The organism is Geodermatophilus sp. SYSU D00703 (genome assembly GCF_054050155.1).
In genome coordinates, this window is sequence record NZ_JBJGYU010000001.1 from 493,497 (window position 1) to 514,498 (window position 21,002).

The following is a 21,002-nucleotide window of genomic DNA, read 5'->3' on the forward strand; positions in this document are numbered from 1 at the left end:
CGGCGGGAAACCCGCCCGGTCAGGCCCGCTCGGTCGCCAGGCGCGCGCCGAAGCCGAGCAGGGCGCAGCCGGTCAGCGCGTCCAGGCCGCGGCGGACCGGCCGGCGGGCGAGCAGCGCCCGGGCGCGGTCCAGCCCGGCGACGAGCAGCAGCAGCCAGGCCAGCCCGAGCACGGCGTGGGTGAGCGCGTAGGCCGCCAGCACCGGCACCGCGGTCTCCGGGCCGAGGAACTGCGGCAGCACAGCGAGGTAGAAGGCCAGCACCTTCGGGTTGGTGATGTTGGAGAGGAAGCCCTGGCGCCAGCCGGCCAGCGCCTGGCCGGGTACCGGCTCGCCCGCGGGCAGCGCCGCGTACCGGCCCCGGACGGCGGAGCGCAGCGACTGCACCCCGAGCCAGCAGAGGTAGGCGGTCCCGGCCCAGCGCAGCGTCTGGAACAGCGGCTCCACCCGCACGACCAGCGCGCCGAGACCGGTCGCGGCGGCGGCACCCTGCACGACGTTGGACGCGGTGACGCCCCCGGCCGCCCACGCACCGCGCCGCCGTCCGCCCGCGAGGGTGTTCTTGACGACCACCGCGAAGTCCGCGCCCGGCACGAGGACGAGCACCGTCGCGAAGAGGACGAAGGTCGCGTACCGGGACACGGCGCCACGGTAGGTCGTCGGCAGGGTCGGGCAGGATGAGCGGCCATGAGGTCGTGCGACGTGGCCCGCGGGGAGCGATGAGCAGGCGGGGCTGGGCGCTGTTCCTCGCCATGTCGGTCATCTGGGGCATCCCGTACCTGCTCATCAAGGTCGCCGTCGAGGAGGTCTCGCCGGTCGTCGTCGTCGCCGTCCGCTGCCTCCTCGGCGCCGCGCTCCTGCTGCCGTGGACCATCGCCCGCGGCCAGCTGCGCCCGGCGCTGCGGCACTGGAAGGCGCTGCTGCTGTTCACGGTCCTGGAGATGGCCGGCCCCTGGCTGCTGCTCTCCTACGCCGAGCAGACGCTGTCGAGCTCGCTCACCGGGCTGCTGGTCGCCGGTGTGCCGTTCGTCGCGGCCCTGGCCGGCCGGCTGGCGGGGGAGGAGGACCGGCTCACCCGGGTGCGCCTGGCCGGCATGGCGCTGGGGGTCGTGGGCATCGCCGTCCTGCTGGGGCTGGACGTCGAGGGGATCGCCCTGCTCCCGGTGCTGGCGGTGGCCCTCGTCGTCGTCGGGTACGCCACCGGGCCGCTGGTGGTGAGCCGGGCCCTGCCGGAGGTGCCCGGCGTGGCGGCCAGCGCCGTCGCGCTGACCGTGACCGCGCTCGTCTACCTGCCCCTCGCCGCGCCGCAGCTGGACGAGGCGGTGCGGGCACCGGCGCCGGCGCTGTTCTCGCTGGTCACCCTAGGCGTGCTGTGCACCGCCCTCGCGCTGGCGATGTTCTTCGCGCTGATCCGCGAGGTCGGTCCCCAGCGGGCGCTGGTCATCACCTTCCTCAACCCCGCGGTCGCGGTGCTGCTCGGCGTCCTGCTGCTCGACGAGCCGTTCACCCTCGGCCTGGCCGTCGGGCTGCCGCTGGTCGTCGCCGGGTGCGTCCTGGCCACCCGGCGCTCCCCGGAGCGCGGGCGGCGCGCCGAGCTCCCCGACGTCGACGCCGCCGTCCCCTGACCCGGGCTCAGCCCAGCCGGCGCAGCTGCGGCCAGATCTGCGACCAGGGCACCTGACGCTCCTCGGCGACCCACACCGGTACGCCCTGCTCGTCGTTGTCCAGCCCGACGCCGTTGTCGACGCGCCCGGCGAGCTCCACCCGGCCGAACCAGCGCCGCAGCTCCTCCTCGGGCAGCCCGACGGCGACCACCGAGGTCACCGACTCCGGCGGCGGGCCCCAGTCCCAGTAGGAGTTGTGCCCGCTGTGCGCCGGGGCCAGCTCGGGCGCGTAGCGGTCCACCGCGCCGGCCTCGCCGTAGTTGCGGGTGAGGACGGCGACCGGCTCGTCGGCCGGGAGCCGCTCGCGGGCCCGCTCGACGGTCGCCGCGAACGCCGGCCAGCCGACGGTCTCCCCGGCGTCGTAGTTGACGTCGACCACGGGGGTGGCGGCCAGCCGGTCGACCGGGACCACCGGCAGCATCAGGAACCCGTTGACGAGCAGGCTGGCCGCGAGCGCTCCGGCCACGGCGACGGCGCGCGGCCGGCTGCCGCGCGCCCACGCCACCACCGGACCCGCGCCGGCGGCCAGCAGCACCGGGTACAGCCCGCCCAGGTAGTACGGCTTGCCGCCGGTCGCCAGGAACCCGACCGCGAGGACGGCGTAGGCGACGGCGAAGGCCCGCCACGGCCGCAGCGCCGGGTCGCGCGCCAGCCGCACCCAGCCGACCGCCCAGAGGGGCACGAGCAGCGGGCTGACCAGCACCACCTGGAAGGGCAGGAACAGGTACCAGGGCTCGCTGGTCCCCGAGCTGCCGGCCGCGATCGCCTCGGCCAGCTCCAGCTGCGGCCACCCGTGCGCCGCCTGCCAGACCAGGTTGGGCGACCAGACCACCAGCGCCAGCGCGCCGCCCAGCCAGGGCCACCGGGAGCGCAGGGCCTCTCGCGGCCCCACGGTGAGGACGCCGATCAGCACGGCCGCGACCAGGAAGGCCGGCTGCACCTTGTTCAGCAGCGCCAGGCCGGCGACCGCGCCGGTGACCAGCCAGATCCGACCGCCGTCGCGCAGCGCCCGCACGAGCAGCCACGACAGCGCCGTCCAGGCCAGCAGGTCCAGCGTCGACGTGGAGAGCAGGTGGCCCACGGCCAGCAGGACGGCCGAGACCGCCATCGCCGCGGCGGCGAGCAGCTGGGCGCCGCGGCCGCCGCCGAACTCGCGGGCGAGCAGCCCGGTGAGGACGACGACGCCCCCGGCCGCGAGCGCCGACGGCACCCGGAGCGCGACCAGCGACCCGGGGGCGAGGGCGTCGACCGCCGCGGCCAGCAGCGGGGTCAACGGGGGCTGGTCGACGTAGCCGAACGCCGCCTCGCGCCCGGCCCGCAGGAAGTACAGCTCGTCGCGGTGGTAGCCGTAGCGGCCGGCGAGGGCGAGCAGGAGCAGCACCACCGCGCCGGCCAGCCCGGTCAGCGGCCGCAGCGCGAGGCCGGGCCGGGCCGCGATCGGGGAGCGGGTCGTCGTGGTCACCACGGCGACGACCGTAGGGCTGTCGGTGGGCGGGGCTACCGTTCCGCGCCGTGGACCCGTTGGTGAGATGCGCATGGGGCGAGAGCGCGCCGGAGTACGTCGTCTACCACGACGAGGAGTGGGGCACGCCGCTGCGCGGGGACGACGCGCTGTTCGAGCGGCTCTGCCTCGAGGCGTTCCAGTCCGGGCTGTCGTGGCTGACGATCCTGCGCAAGCGCCCGGCGTTCCGGTCGGCGTTCGCCGGGTTCGCCATCGACGCGGTCGCCGGGTTCACCGAGGAGGACGAGGCGCGGCTGATGGCCGACGCGGGCATCGTGCGCAACCGGGCCAAGATCCGGGCGGCGATCGCCAACGCCCGGGCCGCGCAGCAGGTCCCCGAGGGGCTCTCGGAGCTGCTCTGGTCGTTCGCGCCCACCGCGCCGCGGCCCCGGCCGGCCACGCTCGCCGACGTCCCGGCGACGAGCCCGGAGTCGGCCGCTATGGCCAAGGAGCTCAAGCGCCGCGGGTTCGTCTTCGTCGGCCCGACGACGGCCTACGCCCTCATGCAGGCCACCGGGATGGTCGACGACCACGTGGCCGACTGCTTCCGTTCTGTGCCCTGAACGGGGGCTCGTGTTGGACGTGAGCGCCGGATACGGGATCATGGGGAGCGGAGCTCACGGCATCGACGAGACGCCACACCGCAGCTCGAGAGGTTGCGGGTGGCCGATGAAGGAGGCACGCATGGCGGCCATGAAGCCGCGCACGGGTGAAGGTCCCCTGGAGGTCACCAAGGAGGGGCGCGGCCTGGTCATGCGCGTACCGCTCGAAGGCGGCGGACGCCTGGTCGTCGAGCTGTCGCCGGACGAGGCCGCGGCTCTCTCCGAGGCACTGAAGGGCGCGACCAGCTGAACACCCCCGCGAGCCTGCCCCCGGGCAGCCCCGCGCAGGACGACACGGCCCCGGCCGCCGGCAGCACGCCGGCGACCGGGGCCGCGCCGTTGCCGCGGGTCGAGGTCCTGTCCAGCCTCCCCGCGCTCGGGGAGGACGACGTCCTGGCCGTGCCGGTCGGGTCGGGGCGCGCACTGCCCGGCTGGCTCGCCGGTCCCGGCGCACCCGTCGACGTCGAGCTCCTCGCCGGCGCGCTGCGGGACACGGGGAACACCGGGCGGCCGGGGGCGCACACCTCCCTGCCGGTGCCCGGCCGGCGCCCGCGCAGCGTGGTCGCGGTCGGGGTCGGCGACGCGACGCTGCCCGACCTGCGCAGCTACGTGGGGGCCGCCGTCCGCCGCGGGCAGACGCTGGCCGAGCACGGCGCCACCCGGCTGGTCCTGCCGGTGGACGACGCCGCCGCGCCCGCCGGGGCCGAGGAGGTGCGCGTCGCCGTCGAGGCCGCGCTGCTGGCCGGCTACCGGTTCCGCGAGACCTCGAAGCCCCATCCGCCGCGGCTGGCCACGGTCACCGTGGTGGCCGCCGACGCCGGCGACCCGGCCGTGGCCGCCGCCGCCCGCGCGGGCGAGGTGGCCGGCCGCGCGGTCGCCTGGGCGCGCGACCTGGTCAACACGCCGAGCAACACGAAGAACCCGGCCTGGCTCGGCGCCGAGGCGGGGGAGCGGCTCGCCGGCCTCGACCACGTCACCGTGCACGTCCTCGAGACCGACGACCTGCGGGCCGGCGGGTTCGGCGGGGTCCTCGCCGTCGGCAGCGGCTCGGCCACGCCGCCCTGCGTCATCGTGGCGTCCTACCGCCCGCCGGCCGCGGGCGCCGGGCACCCCGTCCTGGTCGGCAAGGGCATCACCTTCGACACCGGCGGCCTGTCGATCAAGCCCAACGCCGGCATGCGCGAGATGAAGACCGACATGGCCGGTGGCGCCGCCGTGCTCGCCGCGCTGGACGCCGCCGCGCGGCTCGCGCTGCCGGTCGCCGTGACCGCCGTCGTCCCGGCTGCGGAGAACGCCGTGTCCGGGTCCTCCTACCGGCCGGCCGACGTCGTCCGGCACGTCGGCGGGCGGACGACGGAGGTGCTCAACACCGACGCCGAGGGTCGCATGGTGCTCGCCGACGGGCTGGCCCACGCCCGGCTGGACCTCGGCGCGACCGTGCTGGTGGACGTCGCCACACTGACCGGCGCGATGAAGGTCGCGCTCGGCACCCGCACCGCGGGCCTCTACGCCACCACCGACGGGCTCGCCGACGCGCTGCGCACCGCCGCGGCCCACGCAGGCGAGCCGGTCTGGCGGATGCCGCTGGCCGAGGAGCACGCCGACCTGCTGGAGAGCGCCGTCGCCGACGCCAACAACGCGCCGGGGAACCCGGGCGGGACGACCGCCGCGCTGTTCCTGCGGCCGTTCGCCGGCGACCTGCCCTGGGCCCACCTCGACGTCGCCGGCCCCGCCCGCGCGGGGTCGGACGACGCGGAGGTCGTCAAGGGCGGCACGGGCTTCGGGGCACGCACGCTGCTGCGCTGGCTGGAGGCCGGTGCGCCGGTCGATGCACCGATGACCGCGGACTGATGGCGGCCGAGGAGAGCGGCGTCGTCTTCCCGGCCGGTCCGGACGGGCGGCGCAGCACCGCGGCGTTGGGGCGCGCGGTCGTCGCCGACGCGCTGCGCCCGGTGGACCCCCCCGGCGCGGCGGCCGCGGAGCGGGAGACCAACTGGCGGGCCGGCTACGTGACCCACTTCCGTCGGCTGGTCGAGGCGGGGCTGACCTCGCGCGAGGCCGCGCTGACCATCGCCGACTGCGGCCTGGCCTCGTTGCACTCGCGCATGCGGGTGACCGTGCCCGACGGCGGCGAGACCGGCCTGGACGCGCTCGCCGGCGCACCGGCCGGACGTCCGCTGGCGACGGCGCAGGTGACCGGCACCGCCGAGCCGGAGCGGGAGCTGTCCCTGCCCTTCCACGGCGGGCGGCTGCGGGGGGACGCGCTGCTGCGGCAGCTGGACACCTGGGTCGCGGCCGGGGTGGTCGAGCCGTCGTGCGCCGAGGCGGTGCGCACGGTGGCCGCGAACCCCGGGTGGCTGTCGCTGCCCGACACGACCGTCGTCGTGCTCGGTGCCGGCGCGGAGATGGGCCCGCTGACCGCGCTGCTGCGCTGGGGCGCCCGGGTGGCCGGTGTCGACCTGCCGCGCGCGCCGCTGTGGGAGCGCGTCCTCGACACCGCCCGGCGCGGTGCGGGCACGCTGCTGCTGCCGGTCGCCGGGGAGGGCCCCGCCGACGCGGCCCGCGCGGGGGCGGACCTCATCGCCGAGGTGCCGGCCGTGGCCCAGTGGGTGGCCGGGCTGCCCGGCCGGCCGGTGCTGGGCAACTACGTCTACGCCGACGGCGCCACCAACGTGCTGGTGTCGACGGCGGTCGACGCGCTCACCGTGCGGCTGATGGCGACCCGCCCCGACCTGGCGCTGGCCTTCCTCGCGACGCCGACCGACGTCTTCGCCGTCCCGGCCGAGGCGGTGGAGCACTCGGTGCGCGCCTATGCCGGCCGGTCGCGGACGGCGAAGCTGCTGGGCCGGCCGCTGCGCACCCTGTCGGCCGGCCGGCTGCTGCAGCGGGCGCACGTGCCGAGCACCGCGCCGGGGATCGCCGACAGCCTCGTCGCCCAGCAGGGCCCGAACTACGCGCTGGCCAAGCGGCTGCAGCGGTGGCGCGCGACGGTCGCGCGGGCCGCGGGGACGACGGTGTCGATGAACGTCGCACCGCCGACCCGCACCCGGTCGGTGGTCAAGAACCGGGCGCTGGCCGCGGCCTACGCCGGGGCGCACCGGTTCGGCGTCGAGGTGTTCGAGCCGGCGACGTCCAACGTGCTGATGGCGGCGCTGCTGGTCCACGACCTGCGTACCGGCGGCGGTCCGGTGCGCGAGCACCCGTGGCAGGACGAGGCCGCGGCGGCCGCGCACGGCGGTCTCTGGCGGACCGCCTACGCGCCGCGCAGCGCCCTCGGTCTGGCCGCGCTGCTCGGTTACGGAGCCGCCCGCAGCTGAGGCCCGAGCCCGTTCTGACCGCAGCACGAGGCCCGGCACGAGGAGGGCACTCGCGCTGCTGGGGATCCGTGGTGCCGCGGTCCGGGGCTACGGTCGCCCGATGAGCTGGATCCGGACCCCGCCCGAGGACGGTGCAGCCGGCGAGGTGGCGGCTGCGTACGACCGTGACCGGGAGGCTCTCGGCTATGTCGCCAACTACACGCGGGTCTTCGCCAATCGCCCCGCTGTGCTGGAGGCCTGGCGTGCCCTCAACGGCGCCATCAAGGCCTCGATGGACCCGCGCCGCTACGAACTGGCCACCGTCGCCGCTGCCCTGAGGCTGGGATCGAGCTACTGCTCGCTCGCCCACGGCAAGGTGCTGGCCGAGGAGTTCGACGGTTGGGCAGCCGTCACCACCATCCTGACCGACCCTGCGGCGGCGCCGTTGACGCCGGTCGACCGGGCGGTGATGGCGCTCGCGGACAAGGTGGCCGCGGGGGCAGCGCACATGACACAGGACGACCTCGCCGGACTGCGTGCGCTCGGGGTGGACGACACGGACGTCCTCGACGTCGTGCTGGCTGCGGCGGCCCGCTGCTTCTTCAGCAGCGTGCTCGACGCGGTGGGCGCCGAGCCCGACGCCGCCTACCACTCCTTGGACCCGGACGCGCGGGACGCGCTGACGGTCGGTCGTCCCATAGCCGCGTCCTGAGCCGGCGGCACGGGGGCCGGCCCGCCGACAGCGGCACTCAGGCCGGGCCGACGAGCCCCGCGACGATCTCGGCCGACAGCGCCACGAGGGGCAGCCCGCCACCGGGGTGCGAGGACCCGCCGACCAGGAACAGCCCGGGCACGGGGGAGCGGTTGCCCGGTCGCAGGAACGCGGCCCGCGCGCCGTTGCTCGACGTCCCGTAGATGGCGCCGCCTCCGCTGCGGGTGTCCCGCTCGAGGTCGGCCGGCGTCCGGGCCACGCACCAGCGCACCCGATTGCGGACGTCGAGCCCGCGCCGCGCCATCACCTCCAGCACCCGGGTGGCGTAGCGGTCGGCGAGGCCGGGCGCGTCCCAGTCGACGCCACCGGCGGGGTCGTGCCGCGGGGCGTTGACCAGGACGAACCACGACTCGCTGTCGTCGTCCGGGCGGGTGGCCGGGTCGTCGGGCGCGCTGACGTAGACGGTCGGGTCGGCGACCGGTCGCGGGGCGCCGCGGCACGAGCCGACGCCGAACACCGCGTCGAACTCGGCGTCGTAGTCCTGCGGGAACAGCACGGTGTGGTGGGCGAGCCCCGGCGTCCGCCCGCGCAGCGCCAGCAGCAGCACGAAGCCCGACAGCGACGGGGTGCTCCGGCGGAGGTCCCGGCGCACCCGGCGGGTGGCGTGTGCCCGTGGCAGCAGGTCGGCGTAGAGCGCCGCGGCGTCCCCGCCGGAGACGACGACGTCGGCGCGCAGCACCTCACCGCCGGCCAGGCGGACCCCGGCCGCGCGCCCGCCCTCCACCAGCACGCGCTCGACCGCGCACCCGGTGCGCACGACGGCGCCGCGCTCGACCGCCCGGGCCGCGACCGCCTCGGCCAGCCGGCGCAGCCCGCCCCGCACGTACCAGGAGCCGAACGCCTGCTCCACGTACGGGATCGTGGCCAGCACGGCGGGCGCCCGCCGCGGGTCCGAGCCGGAGTAGGTGGCGTACCGGTCGAGCAGGGTCCGCAGCCGCGGGTCGCGCAGGTACGTCGTCCCCAGGCCGCGCAGCGTGCGCCACGGGGCCACCGTGCGGACGTCGACGGCGCTGCGGGCCAGCCGCGCGAGCGTGGCCGCCCCGGCCAGCGGCGAGCGCAGGAACGGCGCCTCGGTGACCCGCCACATCGCCGCGGCGCGCGTCAGCAGGGCGGTCCACTGGGCGCCGGCCCCGGCGCCGAGCGCCGCGTCGAGGGCTGCGGGCACGTCGTCGAGCGAGCCGGGGAGCGCCAGCGGCGTCCCGTCGGCGAAGCGGTAGGCGATCGCCGGGTCGAGGCGCACCAGGTCGACGGCGTCCTCCAGCGGGCCGCCGGTGGCGGTGAACAGGTCGCGGTGGACCTGGGGCAGCGTCACCAGGCTCGGGCCCGTGTCGAAGCCGTGCCCGTCACGGGCGAACCAGCCGAGCTTGCCGCCGACCTGCGGTGCCTGCTCCAGCACGGTCACCGCGTGGCCGAGTGCGGCCAGCCGGGCCGCCGCGGCCAGCCCCCCGAGACCGGCGCCGACCACCGCCACGCGCGCCACGCCGCCACCGTATCCGGGCGCCGCCACCGCCCCCTCCCGGCGATGAGCGACCCTCCGTTCCCCCGGCCGGGTGGTGATCGTTTGGCCTGGCGTCCCCCAGGGGTAGGCGATCGGTCCGGCCAGAACCGCCGGGCGGGACGGGGGGAGACAGGAGGGCCTTCGGTGCCTACCTCTCCGAGGAGGCTGGTGGCGGCCGGAGGGCTCGCGGCCGTCGCCGTGCTGGGCGGGTGCGCGAGCCTGGAGACCGACGACGTCGAGACGGTGGCCCGGGCGTTCGAGGACTCCGCCGGGGACCCGGCGCAGCGCTGCGAGCTGCTGGCACCCACGACCCGGGCCGCGCTGGAGTCCGACGAGTCGGCTCCGTGCGCCGACGCACTCGAGCAGGTCCCGCTGCAGGGCGGCACGGTCGAGTCGGTCGAGGTCTGGGGCGGCAACGCCCAGGTCCGGCTCAGCGGGGACACCGTCTTCCTCACCGAGACCGACGCCGGGTGGCGGGTCACCGCCGCCGCCTGTCGGTCCCGGGGCGAGGCGCCCTACGACTGCGAGGTGGAGGGACCGTGAACGGCGTCCGAGGGGTCTTCGTCGGGTTCCTGGTCGTGATCGTGCTCGGGATCGTCTACGTCACCGCGCTGGGGCTGATGGGCCGATGAGCGCGCCGGACCGCTACGGGTTCCTCCGTTCCAACGCGCTGAGCCTGGCCTTCGGCACGCTCTTCGTGGTCACGCTCGTGGGCCAGGCGATCTCCGGCACGGCGGACTTCAACGCCCAGCAGGTCGCCGACGGCCTGCCGACGGTGTCGTTCCTGGACTACGTCACCTCGTCGTCCTTCGGCGTCGACGTCATGGAGAACTGGCAGTCGGAGTACCTGCAGTTCTTCCTCTACGTCTTCGCCACCGTGTGGTTCATCCAGCGGGGCTCCTCGGAGTCGAAGGAGCCGGGCCAGGAGGGGCCGGAGTCCGACGAGGAGCAGCAGGTCGGCCGGCACGCCGACGAGTCCTCGCCGCGGTGGGCGCGCACCGGTGACTGGCGGACGGCCCTGTACTCGCGCTCGCTCGGGCTGCTCATGGGCGCGCTCTTCCTGCTCACCTGGGCCGCCTCCTCGGTGGCCGGCTGGTCGGCCTACAACTCCGAGCAACTGGCCGACAAGCAGGACCCGGTCGGCTGGGTCGGCTACCTCGGCGAGGCCGACTTCTGGAACCGGTCCTTCCAGAACTGGCAGTCGGAGATGCTGGCCGTCGGCTCGATGGCCATCTTCGCCGTCTACCTGCGCCAGCGCGGCTCACCGGAGTCCAAGCCGGTCGGCGCCGCGCACGCGGACACCGGTCAGACCGGCTGAGGGGATGGTCGTGCTCGCGTCCCGGAGCACCGCGACGACGAGGGCGTCCCCGCCCACGGCCGCCTCCTGCTGCAGCCGGGCGAGGGTGAGGTCGATCGCGACCTCGTGGCCCGCGGCGTGCAGCGCCGGGAGCTGGGTGGTCGCCCCGACGAGCGTGCCGACCCCGGTGGCCGCGTAGCGGGCGGAGCCGGCGCGGTGCCGCATCCGCAGCCGTTCGGGGACCAGGACGGTGAGCGACCGGCCCACCAGGTCCTCCGGCCCGTACCCGAGCAGCGTCCGGACCGCCGGGTTGGCGTACGCGATGCAACCGTCCCGGTCGGCGACCGCGACCGCGTCCGGCAGTGCCCCCAGGAGCGCCGGTGCAGCCATGGAGGCACTCCACTCGGGTGCCATCCCCCTCCTCTCCACTTCCAGGTGACGACGGCCCCTTCCCGGGTCCCGCCCCGAGCGTGCCAGGGATGGGGAGAGGGGGTCCTTCTTCAGAACGCGTACCGGACACGCAGCCACGGCGCGTGCGCAGCGATGAGCTCCTGCAGGCGGGTCACGCCGGCCCGCTTGACGTCGTTGCGGTAGCGCACGTTCCACTGCCCGTTCTGGCTGCGCTTGGGCTGCTGCAGGTCCGGTCGCCACAGCAGCTCCTCGGCCTTCGGGTGCCAGCCGAGGTTGACCGCGTGCAGGTCGCGGTTGTGGGTGAGCATGATCACCTCGGCCGCCGCCTGCGCCTTGGCCGCGGGCGAGAGCTCGTCGTCCAGCCGGGTCAGCAGCTGCGCCCAGTCCGTCTCCCAGCCCTCGCGCAGGACGACGGGGGAGAGGTTGAGGTGCACCTCGTAGCCGGCCTCGACGAAGTCGTCGACGGCGGCGATCCGCTCGGGCACCCGGGTGGTGCGCACGTCGAGCACCCGGGCGTCGACGTCAGGCATCAGCGAGAAGCGGATGCGGGTGCGCCCGCGCGGGTCGAGCTCGAGCAGGTGCCGGTTGACGTACTTGGTCGCGAACGACGCCTTGGCGGTCGGCAGCTCGCGGAAGGTGGCGACCAGGTCGGCCACGTTGTCGCTGACCAGCGCGTCGACCGAGCAGTCGCTGTTCTCGCCGATGTCGTAGACCCAGCTGTCCGGGTCGCACTGGTCGGGCTCGGTCTTGGAGCCCTGCCGGGCGACGTGCCGGCGCAGGTAGCCGGTGATCTGCTCGATGTTGGTGAAGACGGTGATCGGGTTGGCGTAGCCCTTCTGCCGCGGCACGTAGCAGTAGGCGCAGGCCATCGCGCACCCGTTGGCCGTCGAGGGGGCGATCCAGTTCGCCGAGCGGCCGTTCGGGCGAGCCGTGAGCGACTTCTTCACCCCGAGCACCAGCGTCTCGGTCTTCACCCGCACCCAGCGGTCGACGTTGCCCTCGTTGCCGTGCAGTTCGGGGATCTCCCAGTGCGAGGGGACCTCCACCACCTCGGCGTCGGGGAAGCGGGCCAGCACCTGCCGGCCGCGGGACGACTCGAGCGCGGCCGGTTCGGCGTGGATCTCGCGGACCCGGAGGAGACGGGAGAGCTCGGGCTGGACGGGGGACGGTGAGGCGGCGGCTCCCACACCGGGTCCAGCGGTCGGCGGCGACCCGGTGTTCCCCGGATGGGTGCGCCGCGCGCCACACCGTCACCGCAGGTCGAGGCCCCGGTCGGCGAGGAAGGTCAGGGGGTCGGTCGGGACGCCGTCCAGGAGCACCTCGAAGTGCAGGTGGCACCCGGTCGAGTCGCCCTTGGTGCCGACCCGCGCGACCTGCTGGCCGGCGACCACGGGCTGGCCGACGACGACGAGCAGGTCGTCGTCCTCCATGTGCGCGTACCGGGTGACCACCCCGCCGCCGTGGTCGACGACGACCAGGTTGCCGTAGCCCGACGCGACCCCGGCCCGGACGACGACCCCGGCCGATGCCGCGACGATCGGGGCGTCGCACCCCGGCGCGAGGTCGAGCCCCGCGTGCAGTCGGACGCCCCCGCCGGTTGGGTTGTCCCGCTGCCCGAAGCCGCTGGTGAGCGGGCCCTCGGTGGGCGTCGTCCAGTCGCCGGCGACGTTGCGCAGCAGTGGGCTGGCGCCGGTGCAGGAGACCGATCCGGTGCCCGGCGCCAGCCCGGTGACGGTGGCGCCGGCGAGGGCGGCGGTGACCTCGAGCGCGTCGTCCCACCAGCGGGCGTAGTGGTAGGGGTCGGCGTTGCGCTGGGTGCGGTGCGCGGCGATCGTCGGCGGCAGCGTCTGCCAGCCCTCGACCTGCAGCAGGGCCCGGTAGAAGTTGGTGGCCGAGGTGGTCGGGTCCATCCGGTCCTCGTAGCTGCCCCACGCGCCGTTGGCCCGCTGCTGGAACAGCCCGCGGCTGTCCGGGCCGACGGCGTCCCCGTGGTCGACGACGGTCAGGGACGACTCGCCCATCGCCGTCATGACGCCGATGACCTGGCCGCGGGCGTCGACGCCGAGCGCCTCGCCGGCCTCCATGATCAGCGCGGCGTTGACCAGTTGCTCGCCGGACCAGCCGGCGACCGGGCCGTCGGGCACCCCCGCGACGCTCACCGCGGTGCCGACCGGGGAGCACGCGCCGGCCTGCGGGTCCTCCTCCGTGACCAGGGCCGCGGTGACCAGCCCGCCCGCGACGAGCACCGGCGCGAGTGCGGCGAGGACGGCGCCCCGCCTCACGGGGCCGGCTCCGGCTGGACCTCGGGCTGCGTCCGGGGCGGCGCTGCGGGGACGTCCGGAGGCGGGGTCAGGGCCCCGGACGGGTCGGCGGGCTCGGACGGGTCGGCGGCGTCGACCGGCGTGAACCGCTCCACCAGCCAGGGGCTGCCGTCGCCCTCGCGGACGAGCAGGACGGCGTACTCCCCGGCGTCGGTCGGCACCAGGACCGTCGACAGGTAGGCGCTCACCGAGGGCGTGGGACGGGGCGGCCCCGTGACGGCGGACGCGGGGACCGCCTGCGGGTCGGTGCCCTCGTAGGCGGCCGCGGCCGCGGGGGACAGCAGCGGGACGAGCTCCGCCCACCACTGCCCGGGGTCCAGGGCGGGCCGGGCGAAGGCGGTGACCGCGGCCTTGGCGGCGTCGAGCGCGCCCTGCTGCGAGGCGTCGTCCTCGACGGGTGGGGGCGGCGGGGCAGGGAGCGCGGCGTCCGCGTCGCCAGGTTCGGCAGCCGCCGGTGCAGACGGAGCGGTCGGCTCCGGCTGCGCCTGCTCGGTCGCCGCGGCACAGCCGCCCAGCACCAGGGCAGCGGCGAGCGCGGCCGCTGCCGCGAGGCGCCGTCCCGAGCCGGACATGCCCGTGCCCTCCTGTCACCCGGCCGGACCCCCGCCACACCGGTGCGACCCGAGTACAACCCGCCCGCAGCGTGCGCGGGACCCCCAATGTCGGGCATTGCCGCACCCCGGAGCCGGGACCGACCGTGGAGGCCGACACGTACGGCGGGGGGTGTCAGCGCCTCGCCGCGGACGACGGACCGAGGACGGAACCGATGGACGATCACACCTCCTCCCTGGCCATCGCCGTGGTCGACCCGGGTCAGGGCATCGCCCCGCCGGGTTCGGAGGGGATCGTCACGATCGTCCAGTGGGTCGCCTGGACGGTCCTCGCCGTCTGCGTCCTGGGGGTACTGCTCGTCGGCGCCCGCATGGCGCTCGCCCACCGCCGCGGCGAGGGCGCCGAGCACGCGGTGAGCCTGGCCTACGTCCTGGGTGGTGCGGTCCTCGTCGGCTCGGCGTCCGGCCTGATCGCGGCCCTGGTCTGAGCGGCCGGGCGGGCGGGGGTTCGGACATGGACGTCGAGAGCGGGGGTGGATCGCGGTGACCGCCCCGACGCCCACGCCTGCTCCGACCTCGCCGGTCCCGACGCTGACCGACCCGCCGCCGGCCCCGCCGGTGACCGACCCGGTCCCTGCCGACCCCGCTCCGGTCGACCCCTCTCCGACGACACCCGCGGACCCGCCGCCGACGACTCCGGTCGACCCGCCGCCGACGGCTCCCGCGGACCCGCCGCCGACGACGCCGTCCGGGCCGAGCACGCCGACAGACCCGACGACCACACCGACGGGTCCCACCACGACGCCGTCCGGGCCGACGACCACGCCCACGGATCCGACGACCACGCCCACGGATCCGACGACCACGCCGACGGACCCGACCACGACGCCGTCCGGGCCGACGACCACGCCGACGGACCCGACGACCACGCCCACGGACCCGACGACCACGCCGACGGACCCGACCACGACGCCGTCCGGGCCGACGACCACACCGACCGACCCGACCGGCACGCCCACGGACCCGACCGGCACGCCGACCGGACCCACGGGAGCGGAGTCGCTGCCCCCGGCGCCGCCCACGACGCCGGAGACGGCCGTCGAGGAGGACCGGATCCCGGCCGCCGTCGTGGACGAGGCGGACGTGCCGGTGCTGTCGGGAGCCGACCAGCAGGCGGTGGAGGTCGACCGCATCCCGCTCGACCTGGTGTCCGACGCCCGGGACCTCGGCGGCCTGGGCGCCCTCGAGCCGGGCGACTCGATCACCGGTAGTGCGGACGTGAGCGGCGCCGACGCGGCCGCCGGGACCCTGGGCGACGCCTTCCTCGACCCGGCCATCCCGGCCGCGGGGATCGGCGTGCTGGACGAGAGCGGAGGAGGAGACGTCTTGGGCGACCTGGCGCGGGAGATCGTCGAGGCGGCCGGCGACGCGCTGGCCGCCGTGGCGCGACTGTGGGCCGACCCGCCGTCCCCCGGTATCGGTTCGATCGGTCCAGGCGGCACCGCGACGCCGTCCGACGCGGCCTCGCTGCTGGCCGGGTCGCTGGCCTGGTACTCGGCGGCCGTCGCGGTCGTGGCCGTGCTCATCGCCGCGGTGCGGATGGTGTGGCAGCGGCGCAGCCAGCCGGTGGCCGACCTGCTGCGGGGGCTGCTGACCCTCGTCCTCGTCGGTGGGGCGAGCCTCACCGGCGTCACGCTGCTGGTCACCGCCGCGGACGCGTTCTCCGTCTGGGTGCTGCAACGCGCGACCGGGGACGTCGAGGCCGGGCTGGCCGAGCTGCTGGCGCTCCAGCAGACCGACGGCATGAACGACGTCCTCGTGATCCTGCTGGGCACCGCGGCGCTGCTCGGCGCCCTCGTCCAGATGGTGCTGCTCGTCGCCCGCGGGGTGGTCCTCGTCGTCCTGGCCGGCGTGCTGCCGCTGTCGGCGTCGGCGACGAACACCGACACCGGCCGGGCGGTCTTCGTCCGCACGCTCACCTGGACGGTCGCCTTCGCGCTCTACCAGCCGGCCGCCGCGCTGGTCTACGCGACCGGCCTGGTGCTGGCGCCCACGCCGGAGGACGCGCCGCTGGTCGCCGCCCTGACCGGCACCACCTTCCTCGCTCTCGCGATCGCCGCCCTGCCGGCCCTGCTGCGGGTGCTGCGGCCGGTGGTGCGGACGGCGACCGACGGCGGCAACCGGGTGCGGGCGGCCGCGTCCGCAGGGCTGCCCTCCGGTGCCCGCGCCGTCGTGCCGGTGACCGTGTCGCCCGCCGGGGGAGCGGCCGCCGCCTCGGTGCGGGTCCCCTCGAGCCGTGGCGGTGGCCCCCGGGCCGGGGCCGCCCCGCTGGAGCGGGGCCGGCACTCCGCCGCCCGGCTGGGCGTCGGCACCCCCGGCCTCGACCGCGCCCCGGGCGCCGAGCCGGTCCCGGTGGCCGGGCCCGCGACCGAGCCGTTCCGCGCCGGCCTCCCTCGGGCCGCCTCCGACCACCGCCCCGTCCCCACGCCCCGATCCGACGCTGAGGACCCGCTGCCGTGACCGTCGCGCCTCCCCTCCAGCCCCGCACCTACGGCAACTGGCGCCGACCGGCCAGCCCCGGGCTGGGCGGCCTCGGCGCCCTCGGCACCGGCCTGCTGCTCGCCGGCCTCATCGGGGTGATCGCCACCCTGCTGCTCGTCGGCACCCTCGAGGCGGTGGTCGCCGGCGCCGTCCTCGGCCTGCTGCTCGCGCTGCTGGTGGTCCGCGACCGGCACCACCGGTCGGGGGTCCAGCGGCTGTCCACCCGCGTCGGCTGGGCGCGGGCGCGGCGCGGTGGGGCGCACCTCTACCGCTCCGGGCCGCTCGGCCGGACGCCGGAGGGCACCTTCTCCCTTCCCGGGCTGGCCGCGGCGTCCCGCCTCTCGGAGTGGGAGGACTCCTACGGCCGGCCCTTCGCGCTGGTCACCGTCCCGGCCACGCGGCACGCCACCGTCGTCCTGGTCACCGAGCCCGACGGGGCCTCGCTGGTCGACGACGAGCAGGTGGACACCTGGGTGGCCCACTGGGGTGCGTGGCTCAGCGCCCTGGGCAACGAGCCGGGCCTGGTCGCGGCGGCGGTGACGATCGAGACCGCGCCGGACTCCGGTACCCGGCTGCGGCACGAGGTCGGCACCCACCTCGACCCGCGGGCGCCCGACGTGGCGCTGGCGATGCTGCGCGAGGTCGTCGACACCTACCCTGCCGGGTCGGCCACGGTGACCGCCTACGTCTCCCTGACCTTCACCATGGCCGGCCGGTCCGGAGGACGGCGGCGGGGCGACGAGGACGTCGCCCGCGACGTCGGCACCCGCCTACCGGGGCTGATCGCCGGGCTGAACGCCACCGGGGCCGGCGCGGTGCGCCCGGCCACCGCCCAGGAGCTGTGCGAGGCGGTGCGGGTCGCCTACGACCCGTCGGTGGCCGCGGCGCTCGACGAGGCCCGCGCCGCCGGTGGCACCCCGGAGCTGCGCTGGTCGGACGTCGGACCGGCCGCCGCGCAGGCCGGCTGGGGCTGGTATCGCCACGACGGCGCCCTGTCGGTGACCTGGTCGATGACCGAGGCGCCGCGCGGCGAGGTGTTCTCCTCGGTGCTGGCCGACCTGATCGCGCCGCACCCCGACGTCGACCGCAAGCGGGTCACCCTGCTCTACCGCCCGCTGGACGCCGGCCGCGCCGCCCGGATCGTCGAGCAGGACAAGCGCACCGCCGACTTCCGCGCGTCGTCGTCCGCCCGGCCCACCGCCCGGGTGCTGCTCGAACAGCGGGCCGCGGCGCTCACCGCCGAGGAGGAGGCCCGCGGCGCCGGCCTGGTCGACTTCGCGATGCTCGTGACGGCGACCGTGGCCGACGCCGACCTGCTCGACGACCCGCGGGCCGCGCTCGACGTCGCCCGGGCCGCGGTCGACAACCTCTCGGCGACCGCCCGCACCCAGCTGCGCCCGGTCTACGGCTCGCAGGACTCGGCCTTCGCCGCCGCCCTGCCCCTGGGCATCGTCCCGTCGGCGCACCTCGCCGTGCCCCGCGAGTTCCGGGAGGCGCTGTGAAGCACCGGCCGACGAACCGGACCGCGCCGGCCCCGGCGCCCGCGCCGCGCGGCTGGCCCGGGCGCGGCCGGGGTGCCTCGACCTACGTCCAGGCCCCCGACGAGTGGCGCGCGACGACGGTGCAGGCCTGCGGGCTGTGGCCGTTCGCCGTCGGCGCCGGGACGCCGATGACCGGCGTGCCGCTGGGCCGCAACCTGCTGTCGGGCGCCACGCTGTGCTGCGACCCGATCAGCTGGTTCCAGCGGGCCAACCTGATCAGCAACCCCTCGGCGTTCGTGCTGGGCAAGCCGGGCCTGGGCAAGTCCACGGTGGTCCGCCGGATGGCCCTCGGGCTGGCCGGCTACGGCGTCCTCCCGATGGTCCTGGGCGACCTCAAGCCCGACTACGTCGACCTGGTGGAGGCCATCGGCGGCCAGGTCATCCGGCTGGGCCGGGGCCGCGGGCACCTCAACGTCCTCGACCCGGGCGAGGCGGTGGCGGCCGCCGCCCGGCTGACCGGCGACGCCCGCGAGCAGGTGCTGGCCGACGCGCACGGCCGCCGCCAGGCGATCGTCTCCGCGCTGATCACGGTCATGCGCGGGACGCCCCCCACCGACCGGGAGGAGACCGTCCTCGACCGGGCGCTGCGCGTCCTCGACGACACCCACGACACCGCCCGCCTCGGCGCCCCGACGCTGCACCACCTGCTGGAGGTGCTGCGCGCCGCCCCCGAGGACGTCCGCGCCGCCGCCCTCGACCGCGGGGACCGCAGCCGCTACGACGACGTCACCGAGGACCTCGAGGCCACGCTGGTCGGCTTGACCGGCGGCGGGCGGCTCGGCCGCATCTTCGCCGAGCCGACCACGACCCCGATGCGCCGCGACCGCCCGGTCGTGTTCGACGTGTCGAGCATCGACGACGCGCAGACCGACCTGCAGGCGGCCGTCCTGCTGGCCTGCTGGTCGGCCGGCTTCGGGACGATCAGCGTGGCGCACGCGTTGGCCGACGCCGGCCTCGAGCCGCGCCGGCACCACTTCGTCGTCCTCGACGAGCTGTGGCGGGCGCTGCGCGCCGGGCGCGGCATGGTCGACCGGGTCGACGCCCTCACCCGGCTCAACCGGCAGCGCGGCGTCGGCATGGCGATGGTCAGCCACACCATGAGCGATCTGCTGGCCCTCCCGAGCGAGGAGGACCGGATGAAGGCCCGCGGCTTCGTCGAGCGCGCGGGCATGGTCATCTGCGGCGGGCTGCCGTCGGCGGAGATGCCGATGCTCACCTCCGCCGTCCCGCTCACCCGGGCCGAGCAGGACCTCCTGGTCGGCTGGCAGGACCCGCCGGCCTGGAACCCCGGCACCGGCGCCGAGGCCGAGCCGCCCGGCCGGGGGCGCTTCCTGGTCAAGGTGGGTGGCCGGCCCGGCATCCCGGTGCACGTGACGCTCACCGGCGTGGAGCGGCAGCTCAACGACACCAACAAGCTGTGGCACGAGCTGTCCCGCTCCGCGGACGACCTGACGGCCTCGGCGACCTGACGGCCCCTCCCGCGGCGGAGGGCCCGGTCCGGGCCTGAGGGCCCTGGGCCGGGCCCGGGGGCCGCCCCTGCGCCACCAGACCTGCACACGGGCGGTCACCCCTCAGGGGTGACCGCCCGTGTGCAGCTCTCGCGCCTGGGTGCGCTCCCTCAGCAGCCCTCGGACGGCGAGGGGAGCCCGCCGGGGGAGGGCCACAGGCGACCGCTCACGGTCCCCACGAGCGACTCCTCCGGCACCGGCCCGAAGGCGCGGGAGTCGATCGCACCGTCGCGGTTGTCGCTGAGCAGGAACAGCGAGCCCTCGGGCACCGCAACCGGCCCGAACCACACGCCGTCCAGCAGCGCCGGGTCGATCGCCGGCTCGCAGACCGGGACGCCATCGACCACCAGGACGCCGTCCTCGATGCCGACCTCGTCACCGCCCACGCCGACGACCCGCTTCACCAGCAGGCCGTCCTCCAGCGGGTGCTCCACGGCCACGACGTCCCCGCGGTGCACCTCGCCGTGCCAGTGCGAGACGACCAGGAGGTCGCGGGGGTAGATGGTCGGCTGCATGCTGCCGGAGTCGACCCGCATGACCTGCACCGGGAGCAGACCGCTCAGGCTCGCCACGAACAGCAGCGCCAGCCCGGCCGTCGCCCACACGACCGCGGTCCGCAGCCGCTCCCGGACGGCACCGCCGCGGCCACCGGTGCGGGGGTCACCGGTGACCGCGGCGGCAGATCGGGGGGTGGAGCTCACCCGAGGACGCCGGTGAGCCAGAGCACCCAGGTGAGTCCGCCCAGGGCGAGCAGCGCGTTGGTGGCGCGGCCCCGCCAGGACGCCGGGAGCAGGGCGGTGAGGGCGGTCATGGCCAGCAGCTCGACCGCGACCGTCGCCGTCCCGAGACCCTCGGGCCCGTGCTTGGTCGGCTGCGCCGCGGGGCCGTCCATCGCGACCGGCCCGTCGGAGGCGATCGGCATCCCGTCGGCGAACCGCACCCCGGTGATGGGGTCGACCGCGACGGTGTCCCGCCCGGCGACGTCGTGCTCGTGACCGCCGGCCGCGACGTCGTGCACCGCGAAGGCGTCGAGCAGGTTCGTGGTGTGCGCCACCAGGTACAGCCCCAGCAGGCCGACCGTACCCAGCAGCCCGAAGGCGACCAGCTCGCGGCTGGGGCGTCGCCCGGCGAAGGCGGTCAGCAGCAGCCAGGCGGCCAGCCCGACCTGCGCCAGCGCGGTCAGGAGGAAGAAGCCGACGGCGAGCTGGCCGGACTCGAGGTGGTCCACCGCAGCGGCCACGTGCAGCCCACCTGCGGCCGCCGTCGCCGCGGCCGCGACCAGCTGCCACCGGGGGGCCCGGCGGCGCGGCGGAGCGGAGCGGGGAGCGACCGGGGCGGTGTCGACGGCGGTCACCGTGCGCCCCGCCGGTCAGAGGCCGTTCCCACGGGCGAGGCCGTGCGGACGAGGCGGGGCGTGTCCATCGAGCGGGCTCCTCACTACCGGGGTTCGGTGGGGAGACCCTCCCGCGTCCGTCCCGTCCGCCACAGCCGTTCCCAGGGG

The 21,002-nt window shown here is 76.4% G+C and carries 21 protein-coding genes; 12 read left to right on the forward strand and 9 right to left on the reverse strand.

Annotated elements, in window-relative coordinates:
• Positions 1-19: 19 nt before the first annotated feature.
• Complete coding sequence (locus tag ACI782_RS02495) at positions 20-640, reverse strand: LysE family translocator (RefSeq protein WP_456905723.1); 621 nt, start codon at positions 638-640, stop codon at positions 20-22.
• A gap of 77 nt (positions 641-717) precedes the next feature.
• Between ACI782_RS02495 and ACI782_RS02500 the strand changes: the two genes are divergently transcribed.
• Positions 718-1,623, forward strand: a complete 906-nt coding sequence (locus ACI782_RS02500) for a DMT family transporter (RefSeq protein WP_456905725.1) — start codon at positions 718-720, stop codon at positions 1,621-1,623.
• Positions 1,624-1,630: 7 nt separating this feature from the next.
• On the opposite strand, the gene ACI782_RS02505 is transcribed toward ACI782_RS02500, so the two are convergent.
• Positions 1,631-3,124 (reverse strand): glycosyltransferase family 39 protein, encoded by a 1,494-nt coding sequence (locus ACI782_RS02505; RefSeq protein WP_456905727.1) that lies wholly within the window; start codon positions 3,122-3,124, stop codon positions 1,631-1,633.
• Between the two features lie 62 nt (positions 3,125-3,186).
• On the opposite strand from ACI782_RS02505, the gene ACI782_RS02510 reads away from it, so the two are divergent.
• The 5 genes from ACI782_RS02510 to ACI782_RS02530 all read left to right on the forward strand — a co-directional run bounded on the left by ACI782_RS02510 (position 3,187) and on the right by ACI782_RS02530 (position 7,773).
• Positions 3,187-3,726 (forward strand): DNA-3-methyladenine glycosylase I, encoded by a 540-nt coding sequence (locus ACI782_RS02510; RefSeq protein WP_456905729.1) that lies wholly within the window; start codon positions 3,187-3,189, stop codon positions 3,724-3,726.
• A 121-nt stretch (positions 3,727-3,847) separates the two neighbouring features.
• Positions 3,848-4,015 carry a DUF3117 domain-containing protein gene (locus tag ACI782_RS02515; RefSeq protein ID WP_012947303.1) on the forward strand — a complete coding sequence of 56 codons (168 nt, stop codon included), beginning with the start codon at positions 3,848-3,850 and terminating at the stop codon, positions 4,013-4,015.
• 89 nt (positions 4,016-4,104) lie between these two features.
• Entirely contained in the window at positions 4,105-5,616 is a 1,512-nt protein-coding gene (locus tag ACI782_RS02520; protein WP_456905731.1) for a leucyl aminopeptidase family protein, read from the forward strand.
• Positions 5,616-7,082 (forward strand): hypothetical protein, encoded by a 1,467-nt coding sequence (locus tag ACI782_RS02525; RefSeq protein WP_456905733.1) that lies wholly within the window; start codon positions 5,616-5,618, stop codon positions 7,080-7,082. Before ACI782_RS02520 ends, ACI782_RS02525 begins: the two co-directional genes overlap by 1 nt.
• A gap of 100 nt (positions 7,083-7,182) precedes the next feature.
• Complete coding sequence (locus tag ACI782_RS02530; RefSeq protein ID WP_456905735.1) at positions 7,183-7,773, forward strand: hypothetical protein; 591 nt, start codon at positions 7,183-7,185, stop codon at positions 7,771-7,773.
• Between the two features lie 37 nt (positions 7,774-7,810).
• Here the strand turns inward: ACI782_RS02530 and ACI782_RS02535 are convergent, their stop codons facing one another.
• On the reverse strand, positions 7,811-9,313 hold the full coding sequence (locus tag ACI782_RS02535; protein WP_456905736.1) for a phytoene desaturase family protein: 1,503 nt from the start codon (positions 9,311-9,313) through the stop codon (positions 7,811-7,813).
• Between the two features lie 186 nt (positions 9,314-9,499).
• On the opposite strand from ACI782_RS02535, the gene ACI782_RS02540 reads away from it, so the two are divergent.
• Entirely contained in the window at positions 9,500-9,874 is a 375-nt protein-coding gene (locus ACI782_RS02540) for a hypothetical protein (protein WP_456905738.1), read from the forward strand.
• An 85-nt stretch (positions 9,875-9,959) separates the two neighbouring features.
• Positions 9,960-10,649 (forward strand): DUF6766 family protein, encoded by a 690-nt coding sequence (locus ACI782_RS02545; protein ID WP_456905740.1) that lies wholly within the window; start codon positions 9,960-9,962, stop codon positions 10,647-10,649.
• Here ACI782_RS02545 and ACI782_RS02550 read toward each other — a convergent pair.
• The 4 genes from ACI782_RS02550 to ACI782_RS02565 all read right to left on the reverse strand — a co-directional run bounded on the left by ACI782_RS02550 (position 10,593) and on the right by ACI782_RS02565 (position 13,932).
• Positions 10,593-11,018 (reverse strand): PAS domain S-box protein, encoded by a 426-nt coding sequence (locus tag ACI782_RS02550; protein ID WP_456905742.1) that lies wholly within the window; start codon positions 11,016-11,018, stop codon positions 10,593-10,595. The genes ACI782_RS02545 and ACI782_RS02550 overlap by 57 nt on opposite strands.
• 110 nt (positions 11,019-11,128) lie before the next feature.
• Entirely contained in the window at positions 11,129-12,226 is a 1,098-nt protein-coding gene (locus tag ACI782_RS02555) for a spore photoproduct lyase family protein (RefSeq protein ID WP_456905743.1), read from the reverse strand.
• Between the two features lie 63 nt (positions 12,227-12,289).
• Positions 12,290-13,321 (reverse strand): M23 family metallopeptidase, encoded by a 1,032-nt coding sequence (locus ACI782_RS02560; protein ID WP_456905745.1) that lies wholly within the window; start codon positions 13,319-13,321, stop codon positions 12,290-12,292.
• The gene (locus ACI782_RS02565) at positions 13,318-13,932 is read right to left on the reverse strand and encodes a hypothetical protein (RefSeq protein WP_456905747.1); all 615 of its coding nucleotides are present in this window, start codon (positions 13,930-13,932) and stop codon (positions 13,318-13,320) included. The genes ACI782_RS02560 and ACI782_RS02565 overlap by 4 nt, the downstream gene beginning before the upstream one ends.
• A gap of 194 nt (positions 13,933-14,126) precedes the next feature.
• Here ACI782_RS02565 and ACI782_RS02570 point away from each other — a divergent pair, with 194 nt between their 5' ends.
• From ACI782_RS02570 to ACI782_RS02585, 4 genes are all read left to right on the forward strand, one after another.
• Positions 14,127-14,399 carry a hypothetical protein gene (locus tag ACI782_RS02570; protein ID WP_456905749.1) on the forward strand — a complete coding sequence of 91 codons (273 nt, stop codon included), beginning with the start codon at positions 14,127-14,129 and terminating at the stop codon, positions 14,397-14,399.
• Positions 14,400-15,054: 655 nt separating this feature from the next.
• Entirely contained in the window at positions 15,055-16,431 is a 1,377-nt protein-coding gene (locus ACI782_RS02575; protein ID WP_456905751.1) for a hypothetical protein, read from the forward strand.
• Positions 16,428-17,954: an SCO6880 family protein gene (locus ACI782_RS02580; RefSeq protein WP_456905753.1), complete on the forward strand. Its 1,527-nt coding sequence runs from the start codon at positions 16,428-16,430 to the stop codon at positions 17,952-17,954. Before ACI782_RS02575 ends, ACI782_RS02580 begins: the two co-directional genes overlap by 4 nt.
• On the forward strand, positions 17,951-19,462 hold the full coding sequence (locus ACI782_RS02585; RefSeq protein ID WP_456905755.1) for a hypothetical protein: 1,512 nt from the start codon (positions 17,951-17,953) through the stop codon (positions 19,460-19,462). The genes ACI782_RS02580 and ACI782_RS02585 overlap by 4 nt, the downstream gene beginning before the upstream one ends.
• Positions 19,463-19,611: 149 nt before the next feature.
• On the opposite strand, the gene lepB is transcribed toward ACI782_RS02585, so the two are convergent.
• Together lepB and ACI782_RS02595 are read right to left on the reverse strand one after the other, a co-directional pair.
• On the reverse strand, positions 19,612-20,202 hold the full coding sequence (gene lepB, locus ACI782_RS02590) for a signal peptidase I (RefSeq protein WP_456905757.1): 591 nt from the start codon (positions 20,200-20,202) through the stop codon (positions 19,612-19,614).
• A complete protein-coding gene (locus ACI782_RS02595; RefSeq protein WP_456905759.1) occupies positions 20,199-20,855 on the reverse strand; it encodes a hypothetical protein in 657 nt (218 codons plus the stop codon). The genes lepB and ACI782_RS02595 overlap by 4 nt, the downstream gene beginning before the upstream one ends.
• Between the last annotated feature and the right edge of the window lie 147 nt (positions 20,856-21,002).